The following is a 21,305-nucleotide window of genomic DNA, read 5'->3' on the forward strand; positions in this document are numbered from 1 at the left end:
ATATTTCACTTATAACGACGCAACGTAATATTTTAAACTTTATCGATCTCTTTGAGACCTTTATTACCTGACAAAATAGTCCTTAACCTGCTTCAGGCCCGCCCCCCCCCTAAAGCCACCTGTATTTGGCGCGCGGCATGTTCGAGAAGATATTCGGCGGAACGCAGGCCGAGCGCAGAGCCCTGTTATGCTCCAGGGCCCAGAAAATATCTTCTGTCGTAACTATATGATTTTGTTTATTAGTTTAAGCGCGTCTCATCAGACGCCGATTTGTCCGCAAACGGACCCGCGACCGACGATCGCCAGCGGAACCCGATACCAGGCTCAACAAACAAGACCCTATTTGATGGCTTGGTATTACCTGCCAAGGGCCGCAGCACTTGCCCGGACAACCAGTTCCACATCGAGCATGACCGGCGACTTCCGCCGGTCTGCGACAGCGCCTGCCGGATCCATGCCTTCCAGCAGCAGCGCGGCCGCCTGAACACCCAGAGCGCGCCGATCCTGGCGGATGGTTGTCAATCCCGGCACATAATATTCGGAGAGTTCGATATCGTCGAAGCCGATGACGGACATATCTTCCGGCACCTTGATCCCGTTGGCTGCCAAAGTGGAAATCAGGCCGAAGGCCACCTGATCCGATGCGCAAAACACAGCGGTCGGCCTTTCGTCCATCGCCAGGATCTTTTCCACCGCATTGCGGCCCGACTCCAGGGAAAAGTCTCCCCGGATGATCCACTCCTCCCGAAACGGCAGGTCAAGACGTTCCCGCTCGGCCAGCATGCCCTCCCGTCTGGTGTGGGTCAGCACATTGTCCTGGGGACCGGTGACATGGGCAATCTTCCGGTGCCCGAGCTCATATAAATGGCGAACGGCAAGGCGGGCACCGCGATTGTTGTCGCTTCGAACCGACGGCAAGTCGTACCCATGCACCCATTCACAGGCGAACACGATCTGTTCGGAAACACCGTTTACCTCGAATTGCTTTAGCTCGTGGCTTGAAACCGTGCCATCCAGACAGATCATGCCGTCGATCTGTGAATCAAGGAAATAGTCGACCAGCAGCTTCCCGGTGCTGGTGTGGTCATTGGTATCGACGACCAGGACGGAATAATCCCGTTCGCCGATCGCTTCGCTTATGCCCGCCAGGATCTGGGAGAAAAACGGATTTCCCAGATTGGGGACCAGCACGAGCACGGCACCGGCCTGCCGTGTCCGCAGGTTTCGCGCCGCCCTGTTCACCCGGTATCCGGTAGACCGGATTGCCGCGAACACGCTTTCACGTGTTGCCTCCGTCAAGAGTTCCGGATTGCTGAGAGCGCGGCTGACTGTTGCCGTCGAAACACCTGCCTGTCTGGCAACATCCTGAATTCTGGCGCTTTTTTGAACCAAACCCGTCTCCGGTGTGCTCTGCTTTTTCTTCGCTCACAATTTCGGGTTGACATGAGCCCGTTTCCTGAGAATTATGAATGTAATCGATTACATAGAGATAAACAACCAGATGTAATCGATTTAAAATGCGGTGGAGGCCGTATTGTTAAGTGCAATCGAACAGACCTGTTCGGTGGGAGGATGATATGAAAGCATTACGCGCAATTTTTGCCGCGACCACTGCTCTATGCGCAGCAACCGCAGCGAACGCAACAGATCTTGAAGTCACGCATTGGTGGACATCCGGCGGCGAAGCCGCGGCGGTCGCCGAATTTGCAAAGGCCTTTAACGCAACAGGCAACAACTGGGTCGACGGCGCCATCGCCGGCGGTGGCGGAACGGCACGGCCCGTGATGGTCAGCCGCATCATCGGCGGCGATCCGATGGGCGCCACGCAGTTCAACCACGGCCGCCAGACCGAAGAGCTGATCGAAGCCGGTCTGATGCGAGACCTGACGGAAATTGCCGAAGCCGAAGGCTGGAAAGACCTCATCAACCCGCCGTCGCTGCTGGACAGCTGCACCGTGGACGGCCGTATCTACTGTGTGCCCGTGAACATCCACTCCTGGCAATGGCTATGGCTGTCGAACGCCGCTTTCGAAAAAGCCGGTATTCCAGTCCCCAACAACTGGGACGAATTTGTCGCTGCAGCGCCGAAGCTCGAGGAAGCCGGTGTCGTTCCGCTCGCCCTCGGTCAGCAGCCCTGGCAGAATTCAGGTCTGTTCAACGTTCTAATCGCGACACTTGCCGGTCCTGAAACACTCGTCCAGGTCTACGGCGAAAAAGACGTCGAAGTAGCCGCCGGCCCGAAAATGGAACGGGTCTTCAAGGCCGCGGAGGATGCCCGGCGCATGCGCAAGGGATCCAACGTCCAAGACTGGAACCAGGCGACAAACCTGGTCATCACGGGGCAGGCCGGGGGACAGATCATGGGCGACTGGGCCCAGGGCGAATTCCAGGTCGCGGGCCAGGTCGCCGGTGAGGATTACACCTGCCTGCCGGGCCTTGGTGTGAACGAAGTAATCTCGACTGGCGGCGACGCGTTCTACTTCCCGGTCGTTGACGATCCGGAAGTTCAGAAAGCGCAAGATCAACTCGCTTCGCTGATGGTTTCGCCGGCCGTGCAGGTCGCCTTCAATCTCAAGAAGGGCTCGCTGCCGGTTCGCGGCGACGTCGATCTGGCAACCGCAAACGACTGCATGAAGAAGGGTCTGAAGATCCTCGCATCGGGCAACACGCTTCCGGACGTGAACCAGCTCAACACCGAGGATACCAACACGCAGCTCAACGATCTGTTCGTCGAATTCTTCAACGACGAAAGCATCACGGCCGAAGACGCTCAGGCGCGGTTCGTCGACATCGTTGCGCAAGGGGACTGATCCCCAGTCTTTCTTCCGACAATGAGCGCCGTGGAGCCCGTCAGGGCTCCACGGCACCGTCCACGCTATTGCCAAGGACGTAGCAGACAGTGGCCAACGACAAACCTTTTCAGCCTTTCCGGAATCTGAACGCGAAGATCGCATCGATCCCGATGATCCTGACGGCGCTGGTGATTTTCGTCGGCTGCACCCTCTGGACGATCTTCTATTCATTCACCAAATCGAAGCTTCTGCCCAAGCTGGATTTCGTCGGCTTCGATCAGTACGAGCGCCTGTGGGGAACCCGCCGCTGGCTGGTTTCGATCGAGAACCTCTTGATCTATGGAAGCCTGTCGCTGATCTTTTCCCTTCTCATCGGCTTTCTGCTGGCAGCGCTTCTCGACCAGAAGATCCGTTTCGAGGACACCTTCCGGACAATCCTGCTTTACCCGTTCGCCCTTTCATTCATCGTCACCGGTCTGGTCTGGCAATGGATACTCAATCCGGATTTCGGCGTTCAGCATGCGGTGCGCAGCCTTGGCTGGGAGAGTTTCAACTTCGACCCTCTCTACAATGCCAACATCGTTATCTACGGCGTCCTGATTGCCGGCCTGTGGCAGGGAACCGGACTGGTGATGTGCCTCATGCTGGCGGGTTTGCGCGGCATTGACGAAGACATCTGGAAAGCCGCCCGCGTCGACGGCATTCCCATGTGGAAGACCTATCTGTTCATCGTCATTCCGATGATGCGGCCCGTGTTCATCACCACCATCGTCATCATCACTTCCGGCATCGTCCGGGTCTACGATCTGATCGTCGCGCAGACCGGCGGCGGGCCGGGCATCGCATCGGAGGTGCCGGCGAAATACGTCTACGACTACATGTTCCAGTCGCAGAACCTCGGCCAGGGCTTCGCCGCCTCGAGCATCATGCTTCTCACAGTGGCGATCATCGTCATCCCCTGGGCCTATCTGGAATTCGGAGGCAAACGCCGTGGCTGACTCTCAGGTTCTGACAGATACCGCTGCAGTTACCGGGCCGTTCGGGCGACGTCCGAAGCCCATTTTTTCGCGACGCAACATCATGCTCTACGGCACGTTGATCGTCATCGCGGTCTACTATCTGCTGCCGCTCTACGTGATGGTTGTGACTTCGCTCAAGGGCATGCCGGAAATCCGGTTCGGCAATATCTTCGCACCGCCGGTTGAAATCACCTTCGAGCCTTGGGTCAAGGCCTGGTCGGAAGCCTGCACCGGTCTCAACTGCGACGGTCTGAGCCGCGGCTTCTGGAATTCCGTCCGGATCACCGTGCCGTCAGTGATCATCTCCATCGCAATTGCCTCCGTGAACGGCTATGCACTGGCCAACTGGCGTTTCCGCGGCTCCGAGGTGTTCTTCACCATCCTGATCTTCGGCAGTTTCATTCCGTATCAGGTGATGATCTATCCCATCGTGATCGTGCTGCGGGAGATCGGCGTCTACGGCTCGCTCACCGGGCTTGTGATCGTCCATACGATCTTCGGCATGCCGATCCTGACACTCCTGTTCCGGAACTATTTCGTCTCTGTTCCGGAGGAACTGTTCAAGGCCGCCCGGGTCGACGGCGCAGGCTTCTGGGGCATCTACTTCCAGATCATGCTGCCGATGTCGCTGCCGATCTTCGTCGTCGCGATCATCCTGCAGATCACCGGCATCTGGAACGACTTCCTGTTCGGCGTCGTCTACACCAAGCCCGACACCTACCCGATGACCGTGCAGCTGAACAACATCGTCAACTCGGTTCAGGGCGTGAAGGAATACAACGTCAACATGGCAGCAACCATCATAACCGGCCTGGTGCCGCTTACCGTCTACTTCCTTTCCGGAAAGCTGTTTGTCCGCGGCATCGCCGCCGGTGCTGTGAAAGGCTGAAAAACCCATGGAACCAAGTATCTCCATCAAGAACCTTGCCCTGAGTTTCGGCAACCTGAAGGTCCTGAAAGACCTGAACCTCGAAGTCGGGCAAGGTGAATTTCTCGTGCTTCTGGGATCTTCCGGCTGCGGCAAATCCACGTTGCTCAATTGCATTGCCGGCCTGCTGGACATCACCGACGGGCAGATCTTCATCGGCGGTCGAAACGTCACCTGGGAAGAGCCGTCTCAGCGCGGCATCGGCATGGTATTTCAAAGTTATGCGCTTTATCCGCAGATGACGGTTGCCGGCAATCTCAGTTTCGGGCTGAAAAACGCGGGCCTGCCGAAGGCTGAAATCGAGGAACGCGTCAACAGGGCGGCCAAGATCCTGCAGATCGAACCGCTTCTGAAACGCAAGCCGGCGGCCCTGTCGGGTGGCCAAAGGCAGCGCGCGGCGATCGGCCGGGCCCTTGTCCGGGATGTGAACGTGTTCCTGTTCGATGAACCGCTGTCGAATCTGGATGCCAAGTTGCGCGCGGACCTGAGGGTCGAGATCAAGCAGCTTCACCAGCAGCTCCAGAACACCATGATCTACGTCACCCACGACCAGATCGAGGCCATGACGCTTGCCGACCGGATCGCGATCATGCGTGGCGGGCAGATCCTGCAGCTCGACACACCTCACGAAATCTACAACAAACCGGCCAGCAAATACGTGGCCGATTTCATCGGCTCGCCGACCATGAACTTCTTTGACGGTGCGATCGAAGGCGGCGACCAGTTGCGCTTCACCACGGGCGACCTGTCCTTCACCCTTGAAGGATACGAGTTTGATGCCGGTAGCCCGGCGCCCGGCACGGCATGGTTCGGTATCCGGCCGGAACATATGCTCAGCGGAGCCGATGCCGGGAATGCGCCCATCCGTATGAACGGACAGGTCAATCTCGTGGAGCCGCTCGGCTCGGATACCCTTGCCCGTGTGACCGCGGAGGGCCATTCACTTTGGATTCGCCTCGACGGTCAGGCCGCCATCGCCTCCGGCGACAGCATAGCGATCGGGTTCGATCCGGCACGTGCCAATCTTTTCGACAAAACCACGGAAAACCGGCTTTAAGCCGCGGGTTCCAGCACATTCAGGACATGCATGATGGATATCTCCTTCCAGCTCTATTCCGCGCGTGAATTCGCTCCCTGGGGCCCGGTTCTCGAACGGCTCGCGCAGCTCGGCTATACCCAGGTCGAGGGTTTCGGCGGCAACTACGAGGACGCGGCGGGGTTCAAGAAGCTCCTCGACGCCAATGGTCTGACCATGCCGTCCGGACATTTCTTTCCCATGGAACAGTTCGAAACCGACTTCAACAAGGTCATCGACACGGCCGGGACGCTGGGTATGCGCCGCCTGTTCGTGCCGGCCGTGCCGCCGGAGCAGCGCGTGTCGGACGCGGTCATGTGGCAATCGATCGGCGAACGCCTTGAAGCCATCGGCGCGAAGGTGCGCGATGCCGGATTGCGTTTCGGCTGGCACAATCATGCCTTTGAATTCGCCCCATGCGCGGACGGCCGGTTGCCGATGGACATTCTGCTCACCGCGGCCCCAACCATCGAGTGGGAAGCCGACATCGCCTGGATTGTCCGGGGCGGGCAGGATCCGCTTGAGTGGATCGACCGCCATGCGGACCGTATCACCACGGTTCATGTGAAGGATATCGCTCCGGAAGGCGAATGTCTTGACGAAGACGGCTGGGCGGATGTGGGACAGGGCACGCTTGACTGGAAGGCCATCATGGCCGCGGTGCGCAGCGCCGGCGCCAATCTGTTTGTCATGGAACACGACAAGCCGTCCGACTTCGACCGTTTCGCAAGCCGTTCCATCGACGCCTTTCGCACCTATTAAGGACAGACCATGAGCAAGACACTTGGGATCGGCATCCTCGGATGCGGCAATATTTCCGCTGCCTACATGCGCCTTTCGCCCCTTTTCCGGGGGATCGAGGTGCGCGCCTGCGCGGACATCAACGACGCGGCGGCGAAGGCCCGCGCGGAAGAGTTCGGGCTTCGTGCGGAAACGGTTGACGGCCTGCTGGCCGCTGACGACATCGACATCATCGTCAACCTGACCGTTCCGGCTGCCCATTTCGACGTTTCGAAACAGGTTCTGGAAGCGGGCAAGCACGTCTATTCCGAAAAGCCCTTCGTCCTGAGCGTCGAACAGGGCCAAGCTCTCGCGGCCATCGCGGAGACCAAGGGGCTCAGAGTCGGTTCGGCGCCGGACACGTTCCTGGGCGGATCGCATCAGCTCGCCCGGCATCTGATCGACAGCGACGCCATCGGCAAGGTGACGTCAGGAACCTGTTTCGTTCAGAGCCCGGGCATGGAAATGTGGCATCCGAACCCGGACTTCTTCTTCCAGGCCGGTGGCGGCCCGATCCTCGATCTCGGGCCTTATTATGTGTCCAACCTGGTGCAGCTTCTCGGACCTGTGAAACGGGTCACCGCCATGAGTTCCTCCGGATCGGAGGAGCGGACCATCACGTCCCAGCCGCGCTCCGGCGAAAAGATCAAGGTGGAGACACCGACCACCATCCACGCGGTGATGGAATTCCATTCAGGCGCACAGATCACCTATTGCGCCTCCTGGGATGTCTGGCAGCATGGGCACTCCAACATGGAACTTTACGGACGGGATGGCACATTGCATGTTCCGGACCCGAATTTCTTCGGCGGCGAAGTCCGCATGACAGAGAAGGGAAGCTTCGTTAATATTACCGAGGCTTGGAGGCACCCGTTCTCGAAGAGCAACGACCGAACCCATGCAAATTACCGGACGGCCGGACTTGCGGATATGGCGCTCGCCATTCTGGAAGACCGACCGCACCGCTGCTCGCTTGAATTTGCCCTGCATGTCGTCGACGTGATGACGTCGATCCTCGCCTCGGGCGAAAGCGGGCGGTTCATCGACATCAACACAACCTGCAGCCGGCCGGAGGCTCTCGGTCCGCAGGCTGCACAAGGCCTTCTGGCCTGAACTGGAGCACTTCATGACCTGGACAGCCGCGCAATCGCGTTACGACAAGATGGAATACCGCCGGTGCGGCAACTCGGGCCTGAAACTACCCGCGATCTCGCTCGGCCTGTGGCACAATTTCGGTGACGACACGCCACATGAGCGCAAGCGCGAGATCGCCCGTACCGCGTTCGATCTCGGCATCACGCATTTCGATCTGGCCAACAACTACGGCCCGAGACCGGGCGCCGCGGAGCAAGCGTTCGGCGAGTTGCTGAGAACCGATTTCGCGCCTTACCGCGACGAGATGATCATCTCGTCCAAGGCCGGTTACGGCATGTGGCCCGGCCCCTACGGGGAATGGGGCAGCCGCAAATATCTGATCGCCTCCTGCGACCAGTCGCTGAAGCGGATGGGGCTCGACTATGTCGACATCTTCTATTCCCACCGCTACGACCCCGACACGCCGCTGGAAGAAACCATGGGGGCGCTCGACCATATCGTGCGCTCCGGACGGGCGCTTTATGCCGGCATCTCGTCCTACAACTCGAAGCGCACCCGCGAAGCCGTCGCCATCCTGAAGGAGCTGGGCACCCCGTGCCTGATCCACCAGCCCAGCTACTCCATGATCAACCGCTGGGTGGAGGAAGACGGCCTGCTCGATACGCTGGACGACCTGGGCATCGGCTCCATCGCCTTCACGCCGCTCGCGCAGGGCATGCTGACGAACAAGTATCTGAAAGGCATTCCCGAAGACAGCCGGGCGGCCCAGGGCAAGTCCCTGCAAACCGGCTTCCTGAGCGAGGACAACCTGGCAACCATCCGGGCGCTGAACGACATCGCGGCGAACCGCGGCCAGACCCTGGCCCAGATGGCGCTTGCCTGGGTTCTGCGGCACGGCCGGGTCACCACGGCGCTGATCGGCGCCAGCAGGGCGGAGCAGGTCAGGGATTGCGTCGCCTGCATCGAAAATCTGGACTTTACCGACGCCGAACTCCAGGAGATCGAGGCAAAGACCCGCGAGGCGGATGTCAACCTGTGGGCCGCATCTTCAGAGCGCAAGGGACCCCAGCGTAAATGATCCGCAACCCCATCCTGCCGGGCTTCAACCCGGACCCTTCCATCTGCCGGGCGGGCGATGAGTATTTCATCGCCACCTCGACCTTCGAATGGTATCCGGGAGTCCAGATCCACCGCTCGAAAGATCTGGTGAACTGGGATCTCACCTGCCGTCCGCTCAACCGCGCAAGCCAGCTTGACATGCGCGGCAATCCGGACAGCGGAGGCATCTGGGCACCGTGCCTCAGCCATGCGGATGGACGGTTCTGGCTGGTCTATACGGACGTGAAGCGGCTGGACGGAAATTTCAAGGACGCGCACAACTACATCGTGAGCGCTCCCTCCATCGAAGGACCGTGGAGCGACCCGATCCATGTTTCGTCACACGGGTTCGATCCGTCGCTCTTCCACGACGACGACGGGCGCAAATGGTTTCTGGTTCTCCAGTGGAACCATATTTCCAACTCCATAGGCGGGCATCCGCGCCATCCGGCCTTCGATGGGATCCTGCTGCAGGAATGGTCGGAAACCGGCGGGCTCGTCGGCACGCCGAAAAAGATCTTTTCCGGCAGCGCCCACGGGCTTACAGAAGGCCCGCATCTTCACAAACGCGACGGCTGGTACTATCTGACCGTCGCCGAAGGCGGTACCGGATACGGCCATGCGGTCACCATGGCCCGGTCACGGTCGATCGACGGACCTTACGACATTCATCCGGACACTTTCGTGATCACCGCGAAGGACGCTCCGAACTGCGCCCTGCAGCGGGCAGGTCATGGCCAGATCGTAGAAACGCCGGACGGTCAGGTCTATCACACCCATCTGTGTTCCCGCCCCTTGCCGGGCCGGTTTTCGCCGCTCGGGCGCGAGACGGCGATCCAGAAATGCGAATGGCGCGATGACGGCTGGCTGTATCTTTGCGAGGGCGGCCCCCTGCCGCAGCTAGACGTGCCCGGTCCGGGAGATGCCGTCCCGCGGCCACCGCACCGGATCGACAGGGAGTTCAGCGGCAAAACATTGCCGAAGGAATTCCAGTGGCTGCGGACGCCCTATCCCGAGCGACTGTTCACCCTGACGGGATCGGCGCTGCGCCTGACCGGGCGGGAAAGCGTCGGAAGCTGGTACGAGCAATCCCTTGTCGCCCGGCGCCAGGAGCATCTTTGCTACCGCGTGGAGACAACGCTGACCGCCTTCGACCCGACCACCTACCAACAGGCGGCGGGCCTGACGACCTACTACAACCGGCACAAGTTTCATTTCCTTGCCGTGAGCTGGAATGAACGCCTCGGCCGCTGCCTGACGCTGCTCTCCTGTCCGGGCAACTGGCCGGACGGACGGCTCAGCTTTCCGGCTGATCCGGTGGCGATCGCAGATGGCCCGATCGAGCTTGCCGTCGAGGTCGACAGGGCGCGCCAGCAGTTTTTCTGGAAACAGGGCGGCGACTGGCAACCCTTCGGACCGGAGCTCGATGCAAGTGTGATATCCGACGAAGGCGGGCGCGGCGAACACGGATCGTTCACGGGCGCCTTTACCGGCATGCTCGCCTTCGACACGACCGGCCTCGGCAAGACCGCCGACTTCAGCCGTTTCTCATATGCACCAGAGGGAATGTGACGCAAAGTCGCTTCAACGAAATGAAAGGGAGGCATTCATGGCTGGAATGATCAAGGGACCTGCAATTTTCCTCGCCCAGTTCGCCGGAGACGAGGCTCCGTTCAACACGCTGCCCGCGATTGCGAAATGGGCGGCGGACCTCGGGTACAAGGGGATCCAGATCCCGACCTTCGACAGCCGCCTTTTCGATCTCGACAAGGCAGCCGAAAGCCGGACCTATTGCGACGAGATCAAGGGCGTTTGCGCAGATGCCGGCGTCGAGATTACCGAACTTTCCACCCATTTGCAGGGCCAGCTCGTAGCGGTTCACCCGGCCTACGATCTTTCCTTCGATGCCTTTGCCCCGGCGCAGGTTCACGGCAACCCGAAAGCCCGCCAGGAATGGGCCGTCGACCAGATGAAGAAGGCGGCCGTCGCCAGCCGTTTCCTCGGCCTCGACGCCTCCGTCAGCTTCACCGGATCGCTGGCATTCCCATATCTTTATCCCTGGCCGCAACGGCCGGACGGACTCATCGAAGAAGCCTTCTCGGAGCTTGCGAAACGCTGGAAGCCGATCCTCGATGTCTATGACGAACACGGTGTCGACGTCGGCTACGAGATCCACCCCGGCGAGGACGTGTTCGACGGGGCCACCTTCGAGATGTTCCTCGAGGCGCTCGGCGAACACAGTCGCTGCCAGATCAACTACGATCCCTCGCATTTTCTGCTGCAGCAGATGGATTATCTCGCCTTCATCGACATCTATCACGAGCGCATCTGCGCCTATCACGTGAAGGATGCGGAGTTCAATCCGGACGGCCGCCAGGGGGTCTATTCAGGCTATCAGAGCTGGATCAACCGCGCCGGCCGGTTCCGCTCCCTCGGCGACGGTCACGTGGACTTCTCCGGCATCTTCTCCAAACTGGCGCAACACGGCTATGACAGCTGGGCCGTGCTGGAATGGGAGTGCTGCCTGAAATCGCCCCAACAGGGGGCCGCGGAAGGCGCTCCGTTCATCGCCAACCACATCATCGAAGTCACCGACAAGGCCTTCGACGATTTCGCGGGCGGCGGCATCGACAAGAAACAGATCCACACGATGCTCGGGTTGTGATCGCGACCGGAGCGATCTCCGGCCCTCAGAGCAGGAGGTGCGAAACCGAGGGAGCGTAAAGCGCATCCACCGCAGCGGCGGTTGCACCGAGCGCGACCGCCGTCGCCCCCGAGGTGCCGATCCTGATCCGCGCGTCGTCCGAACTCCGGGCATCTATACGCGACGGCAGTGGCGCGGCGCGCTCCAGGAGCGCGCGCAGAACTTCCGGCTTGACAATACCGCCGAGGATGATCGCTTCCGGGTCGAGCATCATCTCGAGCATGTTAACGAGCTGGCGCACGAACGGGGCAACGTCGGACATCCAGTCGAAGACCTGCGGTTCTCCCCTGTCGAACAGGTCCTCGATCCGCGCAACGGAGGCGGGATCCGTCGGCTCCAGGGCAAGCCTCTCGCACAGGGCATTGAGCGACAGATACTTTTCCAGACAGCCCCTGTTGCCGCAGGCACATGCCGGCCCGTCCGGATTGACGATGACATGACCGATTTCACCGGCGTTCTTCGTCCCACCGGGATAGAGCGCGCCGTTGAGCACGAAGCCCGCCCCCAGGCCCATGCCGAACTGGATGAAGGCAAAGCTGTTGAAGTTCCGGCCAATGCCATAGACGTGCTCTCCCAGAGCGGCGGCCGAGGCGTCGTTCTGCAGCACGAAAGGCAGTTGAAGGGCCTGCTGCAGCAGGGCCAGGTTTTCCGGAGACCCGAATTCGGAAAAATTGGTTGCGTCGGTCCCCTGACCGGTGGCTCCGGCGCTCCCGAACGGCCCCGGTGCGGCAAGTCCCACGCCGAACAGCCGCCGCGATCTTGCGGGATCGTCCCGCCGAAAATCGCCGGCCAGGGACAGTATCTGCTCATTGGCGGCCGCAACCGTGGCGGCGGACAGATGGCCGGCGGCCTGCCACACGATATTGCCGAGAAGATCGCAGACAATCGCCCGTACCGAGAGCCGGTCGACATGAAAGCCGAGACTGTAGGCATGGTCCGGCCTGAGCTGCACCTTCATGCCCGGATGCCCGCGTCCGGAGGCCTTTCTGGCATGCATGACGACGATGCCGCCGCTTTCCAGCTCTGCTACGATGTTCTGCACCGTCTGCCGGGAAAGTGACGTGATTTCAGATATTTCCGTGCGTCCGATAGGGCCCCTCGTTCTGATGACCTCCAGGACGACACGGTGATTGTGGCTCTTGGCGCGCGTGAGATTCGTACCGCTCGTACGGAAGGAGTTGGGAATCGGCGAGGTGTCGTTCATGGAGCCAATAGATCAGAAATTATTTTTTATATCAATTTGACAAAATAAAAATCCACCATAAGATGACTTTGCTCAATATAAAAACCGGAGGGCATGATGAAAGCGATTAAGAAACTTGTTTTGGGGTCGGCGCTTGCCACCCTTGCCATGGCGTCGACTGCCATGGCCGATACCACATTGAATGCACTTTTCATGAGCCAGGCGGCCTACAGTGAAGACGACATCAAGTCGATGACCGCCCAGTTCGAAGCCGCCAATCCTGGCGTCAAGGTGTCCCTGGAATTCGTTCCCTACGAGGCCCTGCACGACAAGATCATCGCCGCTGCCGGCGCTGGTGACGACGGCTATGACGTGGTCCTGTTCGACGTTATCTGGCCGGCGGAATTCGCGACGGGCGGTTTCCTGACCGATGTGAGCGACCGCATTCCCGCCGAATACACCGACGAGGTTTTCGAGGGGGCCTGGACGACAGTCGAGTATGAAGGCAAGCGTTACGGCATGCCCTGGATCCTCGATACGAAATATCTTTTCTACAACACGGAAATCCTGGCGGAGGCCGGCATCTCCCAGCCGCCGAAAACCTGGACCGAGCTCATGACCCAGGCCCGTCAGATCAAGGAAAAGGGGCTTGTCGAATATCCGCTCGTGTGGAGCTGGTCTCAGTCCGAGGCGATGATCTGCGACTTCACCACCCTGACGGCCGCAAATGACGGAAAGTTCTTCGATGCGGGCGAACCCGCCTTCACCACCGGCGGCGCCAGGGATGCGGTCGCCTTCATGAAGGCGACGCTGGACGAGGGCCTGACGAATCCGGCCTCGCGCGAATATTTCGAGGAAGATGTCCGTCGGGTGTTCTCGAACGGGGAAGCCGCCTTTGCCCTGAACTGGACCTACATGAACGCGCTGGCCAACGATCCGAAGGAAAGCAAGGTCGCCGGCAAGGTAAAGGTTGTCTCGGCACCTGGTGTCGAGGGCAAGTCCACCGCCTCGAGCGTCAACGGCTCCATGGGTCTCGGCATCCCGGCCAACAGCCCGCATGCGGACGAGGCATGGGCCTATATTTCCTTCCTGACACAGAAGGACATCCAGGACGACTATGCCAAGCTCAGCCTGCCTATCTGGAAGGCGTCCTACAGCGAGCCCAAGGTCATGGAAGGTCAGGAAGACCTGATCGCGGCGGCCAGGGAATCCATCGCCGTCATGTATCCGCGTCCGCTCGTTCCCTCCTATACAGAGGTTTCCGACATCCTTCAGAAGAACATCCACAAGGTTCTGCTCAACCAGACCAGTGCGGATGAAGCCCTGGAAGCGGCTGCCGAGCGCGTGAAACGCATCCGGTAAAACCGACAGGAGATCTGCCCATGCTTGGTCGACGCCAAAAACAGGAAAAATGGATGCTTTTGGCGCCGGCCATGTTCGTGCTCGCGCTGATCACAATGGTCCCGCTGGCCAATACGCTCTGGCTGAGTTTCACCGACACCCGTATCACCGCGATTGCCGCCCCGGTCCATTTCATCGGGCTGGAAAACTACATCTATGCGCTCACGGACCCGGATTTTCAGGCCGCTCTCTACCGCACGCTTTACTTCACGATCGTGTCGGTGGGTCTTGAAGGCGTTCTGGGAATTGCCGTGGCCGTGCTTCTGAACCAGCCCTTCCGGGGACGTCTGGTGCTGCGTGCCCTCATCATCCTGCCCTGGGCCGTGCCGACAATCGTCAACGCGGTCGCCTGGCGCCTGATCTACCAGCCGGACTATGGCGCCCTCAATTCCCTGCTTTACCAACTCGGCCTGATCAGTGATTACAGAAGCTGGATCGGCGATCCGTCGACGGCCATGAACATGGTCATCCTGGCCGATGTGTGGAAGAACTTTCCGCTGGTCGCCTATGTGGCGCTGGCCGCCCTGCAGACGGTGCCCGACGATCTTCTCAAGGCCGCCGCCATCGAAGGCGCCAGCCCCTGGAAACGCTTCCGCTCGATCACGCTGCCTTGGATTGCCGGACCGCTGCTGGTCGTGATGGTACTCAGAACCATCGAGGCCTTCCGGGTGTTCGACATCATCTATGTCATGACCAGTGGCGGTCCGGCGGACAGCACCAAGACGGCGAGCTTCTTCATCTATCAGGAATATTTCAACTATCTCCGAAGCGGCAGCGGCGCCTCCTACGCGGTGCTGGTGGCCGGCATCAGCGCCGTGCTGATCCTCGTCTACTACAGTGCGGCAAAACGCCAGGCCGCGGGAGGCACCGCATGAGACGGTCCCTTCTCCAGTCTGTCCTTGTCTATCTGTGCGCCCTGATGCTGGCGGTCTTCACGGCAGGCCCGCTGCTGTGGCTGGCCGTGATGAGCGTCAGCATGCCGACGGATCTTACTGAAGTGCCCCTGCGCTGGATCCCGTCCGACCTGGATTTCAGCCGCTACGGTGCCCTGCTGGATGTCGCGGATGGCAGCGGCAGACACTTTCTGAGCGCGCTCAGGAACTCGATCCTGACCGCGGGAGGTGCCACTGCCATCGCGTTGCTGGTCGCAATTCCCGCCGCCTATTCCTTTTCCAGGCGCAAGGCCTCCATGGTGCTGCTCTTTGCCTTTCTTGCGACAATCATGATGCCGCCGATCACCTATATCCTGCCGCTCTACTCGGCTTTCAGCAGCCTCGGGCTACTCAACAAGACCGTCACGCTGGTGATCGTCTACGCGGCCATGCTGCTTCCCTTCGCCATCTGGCTCATGAAGGCGAATATCGACGTGCTTCCGGTCGAGGTCGAGCAGGCGGCGCTTATGGAAGGCGCCAGTACCGCCTTCACGCTCCGCAAGGTCGTGCTGCCGCTCGCGCTGCCCGCGATTGCGGCAACCGCCATGCTCTCCTTTCTGGTTGCCTGGGACGAGTTCTTCTATGCGCTGATCTTCACCAACGACCTCTCCGCCAAGACGCTGCCCGTCGCGATCGCGGATTTCGCCGCCGGCCGTGTCACCGACTACGGCGTTATCGCCTCGGTCGGGGTGATGGCCACCCTGCCGCCGGCCATCCTGGCAATCGCCTTTCAGAAATTCATCGTCTCGGGACTGGTGGCCGGGTCCGTCAAGGGCTGATCTGGCGCTCGAAAAACAAGGAACGACAAGCCGTCATGCCGGAAAACCCCATCCTTTGCATAGACAAGCTGCAAAAGACCTACGGCGATGTGCCGATCCTGAAGGATATAGCCATCAGCATGGATCCGGGAGAATTCCTGGTGCTGGTCGGGCCGTCCGGCTGCGGCAAGTCCACCTTGCTGAACTGTATCTCCGGACTGACCGGCATTTCGTCCGGTTCCATCACCATTGCGGGCCGCGACCGGACGCACGCGGAGCCCGCAGACCGTGACATCGCCATGGTTTTCCAGTCCTATGCGCTCTTCCCAAACATGAGCGTCGAGCGCAACATCGGCTTCGGACTGGAGGTGCGGAAGGTTCCTGAACGCGAAAAGAAAAGCAAGGTTGCCGACGTCGCGAAGCTGTTGAAGATCGAACACCTGCTGCAGCGCAAGCCGGCCGAGCTTTCCGGCGGCCAGCGGCAGCGGGTCGCCATGGGCAGGGCTCTGGTCCGCGATCCCGAACTGTTTCTGTTCGACGAACCGCTCTCCAACCTCGATGCGAAGCTGCGCGTAAGCATGCGCACGGAAATCAAGCGCATTCACCAGACCACCGGCGCCTCGTTCGTCTATGTCACCCATGACCAGATCGAGGCAATGACCCTGGCGACGCGGATTGTCGTCATGAAAGATGGTGTCATTCAGCAGATCGGCACACCGAACGAGATATACAACCGGCCGGTGAATGCCTTTGTCGCGGATTTCATGGGGGCGCCTTCCATGAACCTCATGAAGGGAACGGTGACCCGGCAAGCGGACGGCATCCGGCTGGAGATACCCGCGCCGCAAGGCTCCACGATCGAACTCACGGACTACGACACCGCCCCGGACCGCCTCCCGGCAGGGCCGGCGGAGGTGCTGATCGGCCTGCGGCCGGAGGCCATGACAGACCAGGCCAGAGCGGACGGCCGAAGCGTCCAGGTGGCGGACTGCGTGCTCGACGTTGTCGAACCGGCGGGTGCGGACACCTACGCGGTCGTCCACCTGGGCGGCACCGAGGCCATCGCGCGCCTGTCGGCCGATACGCCGGTCGCTGCCGGCCAGGTGACCCCCATCGCCTTCGATCTTTCCAAAATCTCCTATTTCGATGTTTCGTCGGGAACCCGTCTATGAGCACATTCCAAGGGCTCGCCGCCGATATCGGTGGCACCAATACCCGGCTGGCCCTCGTTGACAACGGCCGGGTGCTCGAAGAGACGATCGTCCGTTTCCGGAATGCGGATTTCGATACTCCGGAGGAGGCGATCGGCAGCTATCTGTCCGGCACCGGACACCCGGCCTGCGGTTCCGCCATCATCGCCATCGCCGCTCCCATTGACGGAACGACGGTCAGGATGACCAACCACCCGTGGACCTGCGATGCCGGCCGTATCGGCAAGGTCCTGGACGGTGCGGAGGTCACTTTCCTCAACGACTTCGAGGCGCTTGCCTATTCTCTGGACAGCATCGACCCGGCCCGGCTGACCCCCATTCACACGCCGAAACGACAATTGCGCAGCAATGCCACCCGGCTGGTGGTGGGCGCCGGAACCGGGTTCAACGCGACCTCGCTGTTCCCGACCGCGAGCGGAATTCACGTGGGAACGGGAGAATGCGGACACGGCACGCTGGCGGTCGAAAGCGAGGCGGAACTGCGGCTGTGGTCGTATCTGGCCGTCAACCGCGGGCGGGCCTCCATCGAGCGGGCGTTGTCCGGCAGCGGCCTGCGCGAGATCTATGAATGGCACTGTCTCGAGCGCGGCCAGCTGATCGCGGCCCACAGCCCGGCGGGCATAGCCGATCTTGCCATTACCGGAACGGACGCGGTCTGCCTGGCCGCCGCCCGGCAATGGGCCACCTTCCTCGGCCGGGTCGTCGGCGACCTGATCCTATCTTTCATGTCGCTCGGCGGCGTCGTGCTGACGGGCGGCGTCACACGCAGCCTGTCGCACTTCCTGAGCGAACCCGAATTCCTGACGGCCCTATGTTCGAAAGGTCGCCAGAGCCAACTCGTCTCCGGGGTTCCGGTCAGTTTGCTGGAAGACGATTTTGCCGCGCTTGCCGGCTGCGCGTCCAGAATGCCTCGGCGGGACAGGGTTCAAAAGCTGCCAGAAGTCACGATTTGAGTCCGAGTTCGTCGATCACAGCCTGCACCGCGAGGCGGAAGACCTGTTCGCCCGCTCCGGGCTGGCTGTCCGGCCGGGCCATCAGGCCGACCGGGCCCTTGGTGATACCGGTATCGAAGGGCGGACGGACCAGATGGCCGTCCGCCGTCTCATTGAGAACCACACCGGAGGAAATCACCCAGACCGCGTCCGTCCTGCGGGTGTAAACACGGCCGAATGCGCCGGAAACGGTCTCGATCTTGTTGGGGATTTCGCCGACGCCGCTGGCGATCATCAGGCGCTCGACCAGCGGGCGGATCGCGGATCCCTCCGGCGGGTAGATCACGGGCCAGTCGACGATCCTCTTGATATCGGGTGCCTTGAGCAACGGATGGCCGGCGCGGACCACCAGATCGACCCGTTCGGAATAAAGCTGGGTGAAGGACATTCCCTCCATCGCCGCCGGCTGTCCAAGACGGCCGATGACCACATCCAGCTCTCCCAGTTTCAACCGCTCGATCAGATATCCATGCGGACCATCCATGATCTGCAGCATGACATTGGGCGCCATCTCCGAAAATTCGCGTACGACCGAAGGCATGAAACTGGCCGCGACGCTCGGAAGGGCGCCCACCTTGAGCGTGGGACGGGCGTGTTCACCTTCCTTTTCGACGCCATCCAGCCCCTGCTGCAGGCTGGCCAGGGAGATCTGTGCGAAATGCAGGAAGACCTTTCCCTGCTTCGTCAGCGCGATGCCCGCCCTGTTGCGCGTCATCAAGGTGGCCCCGATGATCTCCTCAAGTTCCTTGAGGGTTTTCGAAATGGCCGGCTGCGTCAGGTTGAGCTTGTCCGCCGCCAGCTTCAGACTGCGCTCACGGGCAATTTCAACGAAACACTGGATATGGCGGAACTTGATACGACGATCGATCACTGGGACTATTAGTTTCCCTTTTTAGAAACAAAATGGCTTCATTTCTCATTTTACTTCTCTTTTTCGGACATTCAATATAATCCCAACACAGGGAGACATACATGCGGACACAGGTCGTCATCGTGGGTGGAGGTCCGTCCGGGCTGTTGCTCGGACAGCTGCTGCATCGCAAGGGCATCGAGACCGTCGTTCTGGAGCGCAAGACACGCGACTATGTGCTGCGACGCATCCGGGCAGGCATTCTGGAAACAGGCCTTGTCAACATGATGCGTGAAGCGGGCGTCGCCGACAGGATGGACAAGGAATGCTTCGTCCATCACGGCACCTGTATTTCCTACGAGAACGAACTGTTCGAAATCAACTTCAAGAAACTGATCGGACAGAACGTCGTCGTCTACGGGCAAACGGAAGTCACCCACGACCTCTATGACGCCAGGGAAGCCGCCAACGGCAAGACGATTTTCGAGGTCGAGGGCGTTCAGATCCGCGATGTGGATGGCGATGCGCCCTATGTGACCTTCAGGGCGGACGGCCGGGACCAGCGGATCGATTGCGATTTCGTGGCCGGCTGCGACGGCTTCCATGGTGTCAGCCGTCAGACGATCCCCGAAACCGTCCGCAAGGAATACGAGAAGGTCTTCCCCTTCGGCTGGCTGGGAATCCTGTCCGAAACGCCCCCTGTCAATGACGAACTGATCTATGCGAATTCCAGCCGCGGCTTCGCGCTCTGCTCGATGCGCAACGACCATCTCTCGCGCTACTATGTTCAATGCGCGCTGACCGACAAGGTCGAGGACTGGAGCGACGAGGCGTTCTGGGACGAGTTGAAACGAAGGATCCCGGAAGCTGTTGCCGACAGGCTGGTCACCGGCCCGTCCATCGAGAAGTCGATAGCGCCCTTGCGCTCCTTCGTCAGCGAACCGATGCGCTGGGGCCGCCTGTTTCTGTGCGGCGATGCGGCCCACATCGTGCCGCCGACCGGCGCCAAGGGCCTGAACACCGCCGCTTCGGACGTGCATTATCTCAACGAAGGACTTGTCCGATACTACCTGGACAAGGACAGCGAGGGCATTGACAGCTATTCGGAAAAGGCGCTGGCCCGCGTCTGGAAAGCCGAACGCTTCAGCTGGGCGACCACCAATATGCTGCACAGGTTCCCGGATCAGTCGGACTTCGACCTGAAGATGCAGCGCGCGGAGATCCAGTCTCTCCACTATCACGAAACGGCGCAGAAGTGGTTCGCGCAGAACTATGTCGGGTTGCCCTACTGATGAAGATCGCAAGGCTTTCCTCCGCGGACATTCACTGGCGCGAAGACGGAGACCCGGAAGGGGTGCCCGTCGTCTTCTCGAATTCGCTCGGGACAGACCTTCGGCTCTGGGACAAGGTGATTGCGCTGTTGCCGAAACAGGGCCTGCGGCTGATCCGCTATGACAAGCGCGGCCACGGGCTGTCGTCCTGCCCGCCCGGACCCTATTCCATGGACGGCCTTGTCGAGGATACGCACGAACTCCTTGAGCACGCCGGCGTGCATTCGTGCATATTCGTCGGGCTCTCCATCGGCGGCATGATCGGACAGCTTCTGACCAGCAGGCGGCCGTCCCTGATCCAGGGTCTGGTGCTGTCGAATACGGGTGCGAAGATGGGCGAGGCGGCCATGTGGCAGGAGCGGATCTCGCGCATCCGCGCCGGTGGGATCGATGCGCTTGCCGACGCCATTCTCGAGCGCTGGTTTTGCGAAGACTTCCGGCGGAGCGACGAATGCCTGGCCTGGCGGCACATGCTGACGCGTACGCCGGTCGAGGGATATACCGGCTGCTGCGAAGCCATCGCCGGAACGGATCTGACAGCCTCCACGGCGAAACTCGGCTTGCCCGTCATCGGCATCGGCGGCGCAGACGATCTTGCCAGTCCACCGGAGCTGGTGCGGAACACGGCAGCTCTGGTTGCCGGAAGCCGCTATGTTGAAATCGAGACCGCCGGCCATTTGCCCTGCGTCGAGCAGCCACATCAATTCGCCGGCCATCTCATGACATTCTTCAAGGAGGATCTCCATGTCTCAACGATATGAAAGCGGCATGGACGTCAGACGTTCGGTGTTAGGAGACGACCACGTCGCGCGTGCGGAGGCCGCCAAGACTGCGTTTGACGAACCGTTTCAGACGCTGATCACCGAAGGGGCGTGGGGAACTGTGTGGGCCTCGGACGGCATCGGGCACCGGGAACGCTCGATGCTGACCCTCGCGCTGCTCGCGGCGCTCGGTAATTTCGAGGAAATTCCCATGCATATCCGCGCCACAGCCCGCACCGGCGCAAGCAAGCAGGACGTGCTCGAGGCCTTTCAGCATGTCGCCATCTACGCAGGCGTTCCGCGCGCCAATCAGGCGCTCAAGCTTGCCAAGGAAACCTATGCGGAGATGGAAGAAAACGGCCATCTGGCGGAGAAGCCAAACGGGAGGACGTAAC

20 protein-coding genes are annotated in these 21,305 nt (G+C 60.6%); 17 read left to right on the forward strand and 3 right to left on the reverse strand.

Going from position 1 to position 21,305, the window contains the following annotated elements; all coding sequences use genetic code 11:
- Positions 1-357: 357 nt before the first annotated feature.
- Positions 358-1,392, reverse strand: coding sequence for a LacI family DNA-binding transcriptional regulator (locus OA90_RS18535; RefSeq protein WP_068415482.1), 1,035 nt, complete (start codon positions 1,390-1,392; stop codon positions 358-360).
- Between the two features lie 185 nt (positions 1,393-1,577).
- On the opposite strand from OA90_RS18535, the gene OA90_RS18540 reads away from it, so the two are divergent.
- From OA90_RS18540 to OA90_RS18580, 9 genes are all read left to right on the forward strand, one after another.
- Complete coding sequence (locus OA90_RS18540; RefSeq protein ID WP_068415491.1) at positions 1,578-2,810, forward strand: ABC transporter substrate-binding protein; 1,233 nt, start codon at positions 1,578-1,580, stop codon at positions 2,808-2,810.
- An 89-nt stretch (positions 2,811-2,899) separates the two neighbouring features.
- Complete coding sequence (locus OA90_RS18545; RefSeq protein WP_068415492.1) at positions 2,900-3,790, forward strand: sugar ABC transporter permease; 891 nt, start codon at positions 2,900-2,902, stop codon at positions 3,788-3,790.
- Positions 3,783-4,700 carry a carbohydrate ABC transporter permease gene (locus OA90_RS18550; RefSeq protein WP_068415493.1) on the forward strand — a complete coding sequence of 306 codons (918 nt, stop codon included), beginning with the start codon at positions 3,783-3,785 and terminating at the stop codon, positions 4,698-4,700. Before OA90_RS18545 ends, OA90_RS18550 begins: the two co-directional genes overlap by 8 nt.
- A gap of 7 nt (positions 4,701-4,707) precedes the next feature.
- Positions 4,708-5,796: a sn-glycerol-3-phosphate ABC transporter ATP-binding protein UgpC gene (gene ugpC / locus OA90_RS18555; RefSeq protein ID WP_068415496.1), complete on the forward strand. Its 1,089-nt coding sequence runs from the start codon at positions 4,708-4,710 to the stop codon at positions 5,794-5,796.
- A gap of 30 nt (positions 5,797-5,826) precedes the next feature.
- Positions 5,827-6,576, forward strand: a complete 750-nt coding sequence (locus OA90_RS18560; RefSeq protein ID WP_208986189.1) for a sugar phosphate isomerase/epimerase — start codon at positions 5,827-5,829, stop codon at positions 6,574-6,576.
- Between the two features lie 9 nt (positions 6,577-6,585).
- Positions 6,586-7,707, forward strand: coding sequence for a Gfo/Idh/MocA family oxidoreductase (locus OA90_RS18565; RefSeq protein WP_068415499.1), 1,122 nt, complete (start codon positions 6,586-6,588; stop codon positions 7,705-7,707).
- 13 nt (positions 7,708-7,720) lie between these two features.
- A complete protein-coding gene (gene mgrA / locus OA90_RS18570; RefSeq protein WP_068415502.1) occupies positions 7,721-8,767 on the forward strand; it encodes an L-glyceraldehyde 3-phosphate reductase in 1,047 nt (348 codons plus the stop codon).
- Entirely contained in the window at positions 8,764-10,359 is a 1,596-nt protein-coding gene (locus OA90_RS18575) for a glycoside hydrolase family 43 protein (protein WP_068415506.1), read from the forward strand. Before mgrA ends, OA90_RS18575 begins: the two co-directional genes overlap by 4 nt.
- 37 nt (positions 10,360-10,396) lie before the next feature.
- Positions 10,397-11,452: a sugar phosphate isomerase/epimerase gene (locus OA90_RS18580; protein ID WP_068415512.1), complete on the forward strand. Its 1,056-nt coding sequence runs from the start codon at positions 10,397-10,399 to the stop codon at positions 11,450-11,452.
- Positions 11,453-11,477: 25 nt separating this feature from the next.
- On the opposite strand, the gene OA90_RS18585 is transcribed toward OA90_RS18580, so the two are convergent.
- A complete protein-coding gene (locus OA90_RS18585) occupies positions 11,478-12,695 on the reverse strand; it encodes an ROK family protein (RefSeq protein ID WP_068415514.1) in 1,218 nt (405 codons plus the stop codon).
- 93 nt (positions 12,696-12,788) lie between these two features.
- Between OA90_RS18585 and OA90_RS18590 the strand changes: the two genes are divergently transcribed.
- The 5 genes from OA90_RS18590 to OA90_RS18610 are packed head-to-tail and all read left to right on the forward strand — an operon-like array spanning position 12,789 to position 17,929.
- Positions 12,789-14,036, forward strand: a complete 1,248-nt coding sequence (locus OA90_RS18590; RefSeq protein ID WP_068415516.1) for an extracellular solute-binding protein — start codon at positions 12,789-12,791, stop codon at positions 14,034-14,036.
- 53 nt (positions 14,037-14,089) lie between these two features.
- The gene (locus OA90_RS18595; protein ID WP_244274672.1) at positions 14,090-14,950 is read left to right on the forward strand and encodes a sugar ABC transporter permease; all 861 of its coding nucleotides are present in this window, start codon (positions 14,090-14,092) and stop codon (positions 14,948-14,950) included.
- Positions 14,947-15,786, forward strand: coding sequence for a carbohydrate ABC transporter permease (locus tag OA90_RS18600; protein WP_068415523.1), 840 nt, complete (start codon positions 14,947-14,949; stop codon positions 15,784-15,786). Before OA90_RS18595 ends, OA90_RS18600 begins: the two co-directional genes overlap by 4 nt.
- A gap of 35 nt (positions 15,787-15,821) precedes the next feature.
- Complete coding sequence (locus tag OA90_RS18605; protein ID WP_068415526.1) at positions 15,822-16,937, forward strand: ATP-binding cassette domain-containing protein; 1,116 nt, start codon at positions 15,822-15,824, stop codon at positions 16,935-16,937.
- Positions 16,934-17,929: a glucokinase gene (locus tag OA90_RS18610; protein ID WP_068415529.1), complete on the forward strand. Its 996-nt coding sequence runs from the start codon at positions 16,934-16,936 to the stop codon at positions 17,927-17,929. Before OA90_RS18605 ends, OA90_RS18610 begins: the two co-directional genes overlap by 4 nt.
- Here OA90_RS18610 and pcaQ read toward each other — a convergent pair.
- On the reverse strand, positions 17,919-18,839 hold the full coding sequence (pcaQ, locus tag OA90_RS18615; RefSeq protein ID WP_068415531.1) for a pca operon transcription factor PcaQ: 921 nt from the start codon (positions 18,837-18,839) through the stop codon (positions 17,919-17,921). The two genes, OA90_RS18610 and pcaQ, sit on opposite strands and share 11 nt — an antisense overlap.
- Before the next feature lie 101 nt (positions 18,840-18,940).
- On the opposite strand from pcaQ, the gene pobA reads away from it, so the two are divergent.
- Genes pobA through pcaC form a run of 3 tightly spaced genes read left to right on the forward strand, consistent with a single transcriptional unit; the run spans position 18,941 to position 21,304 of the window.
- Positions 18,941-20,110, forward strand: coding sequence for a 4-hydroxybenzoate 3-monooxygenase (gene pobA / locus OA90_RS18620; protein ID WP_068415537.1), 1,170 nt, complete (start codon positions 18,941-18,943; stop codon positions 20,108-20,110).
- Positions 20,110-20,910 carry a 3-oxoadipate enol-lactonase gene (gene pcaD, locus OA90_RS18625; RefSeq protein WP_068415538.1) on the forward strand — a complete coding sequence of 267 codons (801 nt, stop codon included), beginning with the start codon at positions 20,110-20,112 and terminating at the stop codon, positions 20,908-20,910. Before pobA ends, pcaD begins: the two co-directional genes overlap by 1 nt.
- Positions 20,894-21,304 carry a 4-carboxymuconolactone decarboxylase gene (pcaC, locus tag OA90_RS18630; RefSeq protein ID WP_068415544.1) on the forward strand — a complete coding sequence of 137 codons (411 nt, stop codon included), beginning with the start codon at positions 20,894-20,896 and terminating at the stop codon, positions 21,302-21,304. The genes pcaD and pcaC overlap by 17 nt, the downstream gene beginning before the upstream one ends.
- Position 21,305 lies beyond the last annotated feature (1 nt).

Origin of the sequence: Labrenzia sp. OB1 (genome assembly GCF_001624695.1) — a bacterium.
In the GTDB taxonomy this organism is placed as follows: Bacteria; Pseudomonadota; Alphaproteobacteria; order Rhizobiales; family Stappiaceae; genus Roseibium.